This is a genomic window from Pseudomonas sp. TYF_14, from assembly GCF_043105275.1.
Classification (GTDB): domain Bacteria; phylum Pseudomonadota; class Gammaproteobacteria; order Pseudomonadales; family Pseudomonadaceae; genus Aquipseudomonas; species Aquipseudomonas alloputida.
Window position 1 is genome coordinate 1 of record NZ_JBICLK010000021.1, and the last position, 395, is coordinate 395.

Below are 395 nucleotides of genomic sequence, written 5' to 3' on the forward strand. Positions count from 1 at the left end.
ATCGTTGGCAACAACGTATTCGATGATGAGACCCTGGGGCAGCTGTTCGAGCTGAAGACCACCAACTGGCTGTCGTTCTTCAAGAACGACGACAAGTACGCCCGTGAAAAACTCTCCGGTGACCTGGAGCGCCTGCGTTCCTACTACCTGGACCGCGGCTACATCAACATGGACATCGCCTCCACCCAGGTGTCCATCACGCCGGACAAGAAGCACGTCTACATCACCGTCAACATCAACGAAGGCGAGAAATACACCGTTCGCGACGTGAAGCTGTCCGGTGACCTCAAGGTGCCGGAAGACCAGGTCAAGTCGCTGCTGCTGGTGCAGCCGGGGCAGGTATTCTCGCGCAAGGTGATGACCACCACGTCCGAGCTGATCACCCGCCGGCTGGG

At 58.5% G+C, this 395-nt stretch carries 1 protein-coding gene; it reads left to right on the forward strand.

Going from position 1 to position 395, the window contains the following annotated elements:
* On the forward strand, window positions 1–395 hold a 395-nt coding region (locus ACF8O8_RS05850), incomplete at both ends, for a POTRA domain-containing protein (protein ID WP_392509372.1).